Source organism: Longimicrobiales bacterium, from assembly GCA_035764935.1.
Taxonomy (GTDB): domain Bacteria; phylum Gemmatimonadota; class Gemmatimonadetes; order Longimicrobiales; family RSA9; genus DASTYK01.
In genome coordinates this window covers 1-9,384 of record DASTYK010000048.1, presented here as the reverse complement: position 1 = coordinate 9,384, position 9,384 = coordinate 1, and the positions used below count along the sequence as shown (strand labels likewise).

The following is a 9,384-nucleotide window of genomic DNA, read 5'->3' as shown; positions in this document are numbered from 1 at the left end:
GCCTTTTCGCCGAGCGCGTCATCGTGCCCGACGTCTTCGTGCGTACCGGCGGCGGCGGCTACCTCTCGGTGAGCCGGCTCGTCAGTCGCGACGCGTCGCTCACGCTCGGGTACCGGCCGGAGCTGACGAGCCTGGAGTCCGAGGACGACATCATCTTCTGCGTCAATTTCGTCGCCTGCGAGCAGAGCGACATCGACGTGCTGCGCAGCCGCCACTGGCTGGCGCCGCTCTCGCTGATGTTCGTCCGCGACCGCACCAACAGCCTGCTCGCCCCCACCCGCGGGTTCCGGCTGCGCGCGGAGGCCGAGCTTGCCACGTCCTTCACCGGCTCGGAGTTCGCCTACTCGCGGGTCTACGGCGAAGCCTCCCTTTACCGGACGCTGACGCCCGGCGTAATCCTTGCCGGCCGCCTGGCCGGCGGAACGACCCGCGTGATCGAGGAGCTCGGCGCCGGCCTCGGGCTGCACCCGCAGAAGCGCTTCTACTCGGGTGGCGCGAACACGGTGCGGGGTGTTGCGCAGTATCGCCTGGGGCCACGGCTGCTGACCGTCAATGCCGCGCAGCAACTGGCCAACCGGGATTCCGCGGGAGACCTGGTCTGGGAGGGGTGCAGCGCACAGTCCATAAACGCGGGCACCTGCGATGCAACCGTGCTGGCCGAGCTGCGCGGCGACGATGTGTTCGAGGTACGGCCGACGGGTGGCTCCTCGCTGGTCGAGGCCAACATCGAGCTGCGGTTCCCCGTCTGGGGCGACAACGTCCGCGGCGCCGCGTTCGTCGATGCGGGCGAGATCTGGTCGAGCGGCAGCGACGTTCGATCCAGCGGGCTGGTCGTGACGCCCGGCATCGGCTTCCGCTACTTCAGCCCGATCGGACCCATTCGCGTCGATCTCGGCTATTATGGCGGCGGTGCCGAGACCCTGGACGTGTTCACCACGGAGGTGTGTCTCGAGGATGGCTGCCAGCCGATCGAGCCCGGCGTCAGCTATCCGCCGGACCAGCTCGAGAACAGCGGACGGCTGGTGCGCCTTCCGGCGATCCGCTGGAACCCGTACGATTCGTTCCTCGATCGGCTGCAGCTGCACTTCTCGATCGGGCAGGCTTTCTGACGACGTTGCACGAAGGGTGGACGTGAAGTGAAACGCGGTGCGCGCCTCGCAGGATGGGTCGGTATCGGCATTCTCGCCGGTACCGTTCTCGTGCTTGCGGTCGTGACGCTGGTGACGCGCACGGAGTGGGGCATGGAGCGGTTCCGCCTCTTCGGCCTCGGTTGGCTGGAGCAGCGCATCGAGGGCGAGGTCCGGGTGGGCCGCGTCACCGGCGGTGGGCTGCTGCGCGGCGCGACGCTGCACGACGTCGCGATCATCGATCCGTTCGGCCGCCCCTTCGTCAGGGTCGATTCCGCCGCCGTCGCCTACAACTGGCGGACGCTGGTCGGCGGCGAGATCGTGCTCGAGGACGTCGTGCTCTACGGGCCCGAGGTCTACATCGAGAAGCTGCCGGGCGACACCGCCTGGAACTTCGAGTACGTCTTCCCGGACACCGCGCCCGGCCAGGAGGAACCCGGTCGCACGCTGGTGCTCTTCCAGGACGCCCGCATCGTCGACGGCCTGGCCACCGTTCGCATGCCCCTCGACGTGGAGCAGCCCGGCGATACGCTCAGCGTCACATGGGAGCAGATGGAGCGCGGCCTCGCCCGCGTGATGACGTTCCGGGACATCGAGGCGCGACTCGACCGCGTGGTCTGGGAAACACCCGTGGAGCCGGGGCGCCTCATCGAGATCGAAGACCTGTCGATGAACGGCGTGGTGTGGCGCGAGCCGCTGCAGCTCGAGTCGATGCGCGGTCGACTCGTCATGCGCGACAGCATCATCTCCTTCGAGGTCCCTGCCTTCGAGCTCCCCGAGTCACGCGGCTCGATGATCGGTCGCGTCATCACCGGGGGCGATCGGCTCGACATGGACATCCGTGTCGATGCCGACGAGATGCGCTTCCGTGACCTGCAATGGGTCTATGCCGAGTTCCCGCAGGAGGGTGGCGGCGAGGGCCGCATCCGCATCCAGTCGCAGCAGCCCAAGGGCACGCTGCTGCTTGCGGAGGATGCGCGACTCTTCGCGCCCGGCACCAACCTCGCCGGCACCTTCGGCGTGGTGTTCGGCGATACGCTGTACTTCACGCAGGTCGACCTGCGCGCGTCTCCGCTGAACGTCGAGTTCATCGAGAACCTGCTGCCGGGCGAGCTGCCGGTCGACGGGCTGCTGGTGGGGACCGTCGAAGTGACCGGTCCGCTGTCCGCACTCGAGATCGACGGCGACGTCCGCCTGCAGAGCGGGCCCGGCGCGGGAAGCAGTGCACGGGTTCGTGGTACGTTCGACGCCACGCGCAGCTTTGCCGCGCGCAACGTCCGGGCGGAGGTGCGAGATTTCGATCTCGCGATCCTGGAACGGATGCGGCCGGGGACCGGGTTGCGGGGAAGAGTCGACGGCCGCGTCGAAGCGCGCGGCACCGGTGGAGGCACGACCGAGTTCACGGCGGATCTCACGCACCGGCTGCCCGAGCAGCCGGTTTCGCGTTTTACGGGGTCCGGCACCTTCGGACGGGCTGGTGCGTTCGACCTGACGCTGAACGCGCTGCCCGCCTCCCTCGACGAGCTGGCCGCCTACTACCCGGCGCTGGCAGGCCTGCACGGGAATGCCGAGGGCGAGATCCACGCGCGCGGTACGCTGCGTGACCTGACACTCACTGCCGACCTGCTTACCAGCGGCGGCCCGCTGCTGCTGGACGCCGCGCTGCAGCGCAGCGACGGCGTCCAGCGCTACACGGGCTACGCGCTCACGAGTGCGCTCACGCTGGATTCGCTGCACTCGTCCGCACCGCCGGCCACGCTCTCCGGCCGCATCGACTTCGATTTCGCCGGTGCGTCGTTGTCGGCCCTCGAGGGTGATTTCGCGCTGCGTGTCGATTCCGCCGACATCGCCGGGATCGTGCTGGCCGGTGACATGCTTGCGCCGCTCGCCCGCGCGCATGCGCGCGTCGAGGATGGCCTGCTGCTGCTGGACTCGGCGCGCGCCGCGACGGAGGCGCTGCGCCTCGATGCCCGGGGCAGCTTTGGACTGGTCGAGGGACGGAGCGGCACCATCGAGGTGGCGGCGCACGGAAGCTCCCTCGCCTCCCTCGAGGACCAGCTGTTCGACGACCTGCCGCAGCCCGGCGCTGCGCCCCGCGTTGCCGGCTCGCTCGCTGCCAACGCGACGCTCACCGGCGGCGTGAGTGCCTTCGACCTCGGTGTGTCCGGCAATGTGCTCGACCTGCAGTATCTGCGGGAGCGGATCGGCAGTGGCGAGCTCGAGCTGGCCGCGACCCGGCTGGGCACCGACAGCGCACGGTGGGACGTCGCGATGCGCGCCGACTCGCTGTACCTGCTCGATGCCCGTCTCGATTCGTTGCGAGCCACGTTCATCGGCACGGGTTCGGCGCTGAACATCGCCGCGCACGGAAGCGGTCCGCGGGATGCCCTCGCGCTGCGCGCGCTGCTGCAGCGCAGCGACAGCGCGACGATGCTGGACGTCGACACGCTCGTGCTCGGCGTGCGCGCGGACACCTGGCGGCTCGCGCAGCAGGGACGCGCGACACTCGCCGACGGCACGCTCACGATCGATCCGTTCCGCATCGAGCGCGTTGACGGAGCAGGCTACGTCGATGGCGGCGGCGTTCTCGCCTGGGGTACACGCGAGGGCGTGGCATTGCCGCTCGACTTTACGATCGGTGCCGTCGGTGTGCCCGTCAGCGGCGCCCTCGAGCTCGCGGCGCTGGGCAGCGTCGAGAACGGCACGCTGCAGGGCAACCTGCGACTGACCGGTACGACGACGACGCCGTACCTGCGCGGTGGCTTCGCGATCGACACCCTGCAGTACCGCAACGCGCGACTCGCGCGCGTCGACGGCGTCGTGACCTACCGCGATACGCTGCTCGAGATCGACATCGACGCACTCCACGCGAACCGGCCTGCGCTGACCGCATCGGGACGGCTGCCGCTCGACCTCCGGCTCATGCCAGTCGCGGGACGCACGCTCGACGTACCGGTCGACTTCGTGCTGCGCGCCGACAGTTTTCCGCTGGCCATCGCGCTCGGGCTGGTCGGCGGCTTCGAGGACGTGCAGGGCTACGTGAACGGTGAGCTGACCGCGAGCGGCGGTACCGGCAGCACGGAGCTCGGCGGCGGGTTCAGGGTCGAGGGCGGAGCCGCCACGTGGGCGCCGGTCGGCGTGCGCTACCGCAACGTCGCGGCGACCTTCGACGTCATGCAGGACCGCGTCTTCTTCGTGGAAGCGAGCGCGCGCGCCGAGGAGCCGCGCTCGCGCAGCGGCCTCGCGCGCACGGACGGCGGCTCCGCCCGGGTGACCGGGCGCATCGACTTCGCCGAGCCGGCCAACCCCGAGCTCGATCTGCGCCTGCTCGCCAGCAACCTGCTCGCGGCCAACCGGCGCGACGTCGTCCTCAACGCCTCCGGCAACACCTGGCTGCGCGGGACGTACCGCGAGCCCGTCGTGTCCGCGACGGTGACCGTGAACGGCGGCGCGCTCTATGTCGACGAGATCTACCGCCAGTACATGGTCGTCGGGCTCGACAGCCCGCTGCTCTTCGACGTCGTCGACACCACGCTCGTCTCCGTGCGCCGGGTACTGCCCGCGTCACAGAATCCGTTCCTGCGCAACCTGGCCGTGCGCGACACGCGCGTGACGGTCGGGCCCGGCTCCTGGATCCGCAGCAGCGAGATGAACGTCGAGGTCACGGGCGACCTCACGGTCGCCTTCGACCGGCGCCAGGAGGACCTGATCATCACGGGCCTGCTCGAGGCGCAGCGCGGCACCTACGACCTGACGTACCCGCCCTTCCAGACACGGCGCTTCGACGTGCGGGAAGGCACCGTCGAGTTTCCCGGCACGCCGGGGCTCGATCCGACGCTCGCGATCACGGCCGTGTACCGGGCGCGCAGCGGGGTGGGGCAGGGCGAGCCGATCGACATCCTGGCGCAGCTCAGCGGGTCGCTGCAGGCGCCGCGCGTCCGCCTCACCAGCGACGAGCAGCCGCCCATCAGCGAATCCGACCTCGCCAGCTACCTGTTCTTTGGCGTGCCCACGTACGCTCTCGACATCGCGGGCGACGGCAGCGGCGGCGGCCTGACGAACCTGGGCGTCGGCACGCTGGCGCCTACCGTGCTCGGCTCTGCCGCGAGCCTGCTCCAGAACCTGGCGCAGCGCTATGGGCTGGTCGACTACGTGGGGCTCACGGCCGCCGCCGACAACCTGGCGCTGCCGCGCCAGGACCGGCTCAATCCTATCGCCGGCACCAACCTCGAGGTGGGCCGCTACTGGGGGCCACTCTACGTCGCCGCGACGCAGCAGCTCGGCGGCGAGTTCCAGCCGGGCTTCCGGGTGGAATGGATGCTCAACCCGACGTTCACCGCCGAAGTCTTCGGTGAGGACCGGTTCGCACGGACACCGGGCTTCGGCGGCCTCCGGGCCGGTGATTTCCGGAAGGTGTACGGCTTTTCGTTGTTCCGGGAGTGGAGCTACTGACCGGCGGCGGCCGCCATCGCTGAACAATTCCACGCGCACGGCACATGGCGCTGCACGCCTGAATCCGTCCCGTCCGGCCCGGTGCGTCTGGACCGGGTGTGACCGCCGCGGGTAGATTCTGTCAGCCAAACTGTGACTCGGAGGAGCCACGATGCAGACAATGAAGGTGTTCCTGCTGATGGCCGGCCTGACGGCGCTGCTCGTCGTGATCGGTGGCTGGATCGGCGGTTCGAGCGGCGCGCTCGTCTTTTTCGTGCTGGCGGCGGTCATGAACTTCGCCATGTACTGGTGGAGCGACAAAGTCGTGCTGCGGATGTACCGCGCGAAGACGGTGGGGCCGGATGATGCGCCGGAGCTGTACCGCATGGTCGACCGGCTGCGTCAGCGTGCCGGCCTGCCCATGCCGACCGTGGCGGTCGCGCCGTCCCAGCAGCCGAACGCATTCGCGACCGGGCGCAACCACAAGCACGCGGTGGTCTGCGTGACCACCGGCATCATGCAGCTGGTGTCGCGCGAAGAGCTGGAGGGCGTGATCGCGCACGAGCTCGCACACATCAAGCACCGGCACATGCTGGTCGGCACCGTGGCCGCGACCATGGCGGGCGCGATCGCGATGATCGGCAACATCGTGAAGTGGGGTGCCATCTTCGGCGGCTTCCGTGGCGACGACGAGGACAGCCCGATCGGGCTGCTCGCGATGGCGATCGTCGCGCCGATCGCGGCGATGATCATCCAGCTCGCGATCAGCCGTGCAAACGAGTTCCAGGCGGATCGCACCGGCGCCGAGATCGCCGGCCGGCCGGACGGGCTCGCGAACGCGCTGCGCAAGCTGGACGCGTATGCGCATCGCATTCCGATGGAAGTGAACCCCGCGGCCGCCCAGCTCGCGATCGTGAACCCGCTGTCCGCGCTGCGCGGGGGCGGCGTCATGAAGCTGTTCAGCACCCATCCGCCGACGGAGGAGCGCGTGCAGCGGCTCGCGGCCCTCGCGCCGGCGCCCGAGTCGACACGCGTCGCCTGAGTCGTCGTGACGCAACACATCATCGAGGGTGCGACCGGCCCATACGCCGGTCGCACCTTCGTACTTCTGAACCCGGCTGCCGGGCAGGACGACCTGAACCGGCTGGTCCGCGAGATCGGCGGCGCATTCGCGGCGCGCGGCGCGGACTTCGACCTCCGCCAGACGGAGCACCCTGGACACGCGGCCGAGCTCGCACGGCACGCCGCGGACATGGGCTACCGCGCCGTTTGCGTCGTCGGCGGTGATGGCACCCTGGCCGAGGCCGTCACCGGTCTCGCCGGGACCAGGACACCGCTGGCGGTGGTGCCGCGCGGCACTGCCAACCAGGTCGCTCTCAATCTCGGGATCCCGCTCGACGTCGAAGAAGCCATCGAGGTCGCCGTCAACGGAACGCCCCGCGCGCTCGACATCGGGCGCATCGGCGGACGGAGTTTCGCACTCGTCGCGGGCGCGGGCCTCGATGCCGCCGTCATGGCGACCGCTACACGGGAGCTGAAGGAGCGCTGGGGCTTCGGCGCCTACATCTACGCTGCCGTCAAGGAAGCACTGAACGCCGCACCCGTCCGGTTCCGCATCACGCGCGACGGTCAGCTGCTCGAGGTCGATGCCGTCACGGTGCTCGTCGCCAATGTCGGCGAGCTGTTCACCGGCTTCCTCCCGATCCGCTTCCCGCTCGCACCCCGGCCGACCAGCTCCTGGAACGACGGCCTGCTCGACGTCGTCGTCGTCGCACCGCGCAAGCTGCCGGAGTTCGCCGCGGTGCTCTGGAACGCGGCACACAAGCGCTTCGGCGTCGATCCCAGCCTGCTCCACTTCCAGGCCGAGGAGATCACGATCGACAGCGACGAGGCCGTGCCCGTCCAGGTCGATGGTGACCCGAGCGGCACCACTCCCGTAACGGCCTCCGTCGCGCGCAGCGCGCTGCGCATCTTCGTGCCGCAGACGTCCTGAGCGCAGCGCCGGGCGGCGTTCCTCCTGACCGGGGACCGATGCACACCACCCGAAAGCCTCCGGAAGACGACGACAGCGCGGCCGACGACGTCGCACACGTCACGATCGACGCCGCCGACGGCGTCCGGCTCGCGCTGCACCGTACCGGCCCCACCGACGCTGTGCCGGTCGTCATGGTCCCCGGCACGTTCTCCAACCATACCTTCTGGCTCGGCACGCGCGGCACCGGCTTCGCCCGGGAGCTGGCGCGGCACGGCTACGATGCGTGGGTGCTGGATCCACGCGGGCACGGCATGAGCGCCCGGCCGGGGCCCGAGGATCACTGGCGCTTCGACCACTGGGCCCGCCACGACGTGCCCGCCACACTTGAAACCGCGTTCCGCGAGCGTAGCGGCTTCCTCATCGGCCACTCGGCCGGTGGCGCCGCCGCACTCGTCGCAGTCGCGACCGACGCGACGCTGCGCGCACGCATCCGCGGCATGGTCATCCTCGGCACGCCGTTCCCATGGCTCCAGCCGTTCAGCCGCATCGCCGCACTGACCCTGCGCACCACGTCGCAGCTGCTGGGCAGGTTCCCGGCACGCAGGCTCCGGCTGGGACCCGAGGACGAGCTCGCAGGCGTGATGATCCAGTGGATGAACTGGAACCTCGCCGGGAGCTGGCAGGGCGACGACGGCACCGACTACGACGCCGCCATCGCGGCCCTCGACGTCCCGCTCCTCGTCATTGCCGCCGCCGCCGATCGCTGGGCACCACCACCCTCCTGCCGCGCGCTCCTCGATTCGGTCGCATCCCGCGACAGGCAGTGGCTGCTGCTCGCCCGCGAAGCCGGCTTCTCCCACGACTTCGGCCACGTCGACATGCTGGTCGGGCGCACTGCGCGCGCCGAGGTCTGGCCGCTGATCCGCCAGTGGATCGACGAGCGGAACCGGTAGGACCATCCGCCGCCGGACGCCCGACGTGCCCGCCCGCTCCGCCTGCAGGCCAGCCACCTTCGCCTGGGCAGGGCACCGGCCAGGGGTTGTCCAATCCCGCGCTGTTGCCGAAACTACGTGGCTGACGCCGAACCGCCGTCCGGACCTGGAGAGATAGCCCATGGCGATGCCCGCCACGCAGATTCGTAAAGGAAATGTGATCGTCTTCAACGGTGATCCGTGCCGTGTCGTCGATTATCACCACCACACCCCCGGCAACCTGCGCGCGTTCATGCAGGTGAAGATGCGGAACCTGCGCAGCGGCAACATGTTCGAGCACCGCTTCCGCGCGGCCGACACCGTCGAAAAGGCACAGATGGAGACGCACGATCTCCAGTACCTCTACAACGACGGCACGCACTATCACTTCATGAACAACGAGAACTTCGAGATGCTCGCGCTCGACGAGGAGGCCCTCGGCGACGCGGCACAGTGGCTGACCGAGAACATGGTCATCCAGGCGGAGTTCCATGAGGGCAAGCCGATCGGCGTCGAACTGCCGTCCTCGCTGGAGCTCGAGGTCGTCGAGACCGAGCCCGCGATGACCGGCGCCACCAAGACCGCCATGACCAAGCCCGCGCGCCTTTCCAACGGCGCCACCGTACAGGTCCCCTCCTTCATCAACCAGGGCGACCTGCTGCGCGTCGATCCGCGCGAGGGCAAGTACATCGAGCGGGCGAAGTAGGGGACGGCGGGGCCGTCGGGACCGTAACGGCCGGCGGGGCGTCGGGGCGAGCGGCGGATTCGCGGGTAACCCCCGCTGTTCGCCCCGCCGGCCCTCACGGCCCCGCCGGCCCAGGCCGCCCCACCGTTGCTCACCCCGCCCTGCATCGCATACAATATCCCGTCTCCAGGTCCC

The 9,384-nt window shown here is 69.8% G+C and carries 6 protein-coding genes; all 6 read left to right on the top strand.

Annotated elements, in window-relative coordinates; translation table 11 throughout:
• Positions 1-1,109 (top strand): BamA/TamA family outer membrane protein (locus VFU06_03620; protein ID HEU5208478.1); only part of this gene is annotated, 1,109 nt, incomplete at its 5' end.
• Positions 1,110-1,136: 27 nt separating this feature from the next.
• On the top strand, positions 1,137-5,579 hold the full coding sequence (locus tag VFU06_03615; GenBank protein HEU5208477.1) for a translocation/assembly module TamB domain-containing protein: 4,443 nt from the start codon (positions 1,137-1,139) through the stop codon (positions 5,577-5,579).
• A gap of 151 nt (positions 5,580-5,730) precedes the next feature.
• On the top strand, positions 5,731-6,600 hold the full coding sequence (locus tag VFU06_03610; GenBank protein HEU5208476.1) for a zinc metalloprotease HtpX: 870 nt from the start codon (positions 5,731-5,733) through the stop codon (positions 6,598-6,600).
• 6 nt (positions 6,601-6,606) lie between these two features.
• Entirely contained in the window at positions 6,607-7,551 is a 945-nt protein-coding gene (locus VFU06_03605) for a diacylglycerol kinase family protein (GenBank protein HEU5208475.1), read from the top strand.
• Between the two features lie 38 nt (positions 7,552-7,589).
• The gene (locus tag VFU06_03600; protein HEU5208474.1) at positions 7,590-8,486 is read left to right on the top strand and encodes an alpha/beta fold hydrolase; all 897 of its coding nucleotides are present in this window, start codon (positions 7,590-7,592) and stop codon (positions 8,484-8,486) included.
• Between the two features lie 160 nt (positions 8,487-8,646).
• Positions 8,647-9,210 carry an elongation factor P gene (efp, locus tag VFU06_03595; protein HEU5208473.1) on the top strand — a complete coding sequence of 188 codons (564 nt, stop codon included), beginning with the start codon at positions 8,647-8,649 and terminating at the stop codon, positions 9,208-9,210.
• Positions 9,211-9,384: the final 174 nt, after the last annotated feature.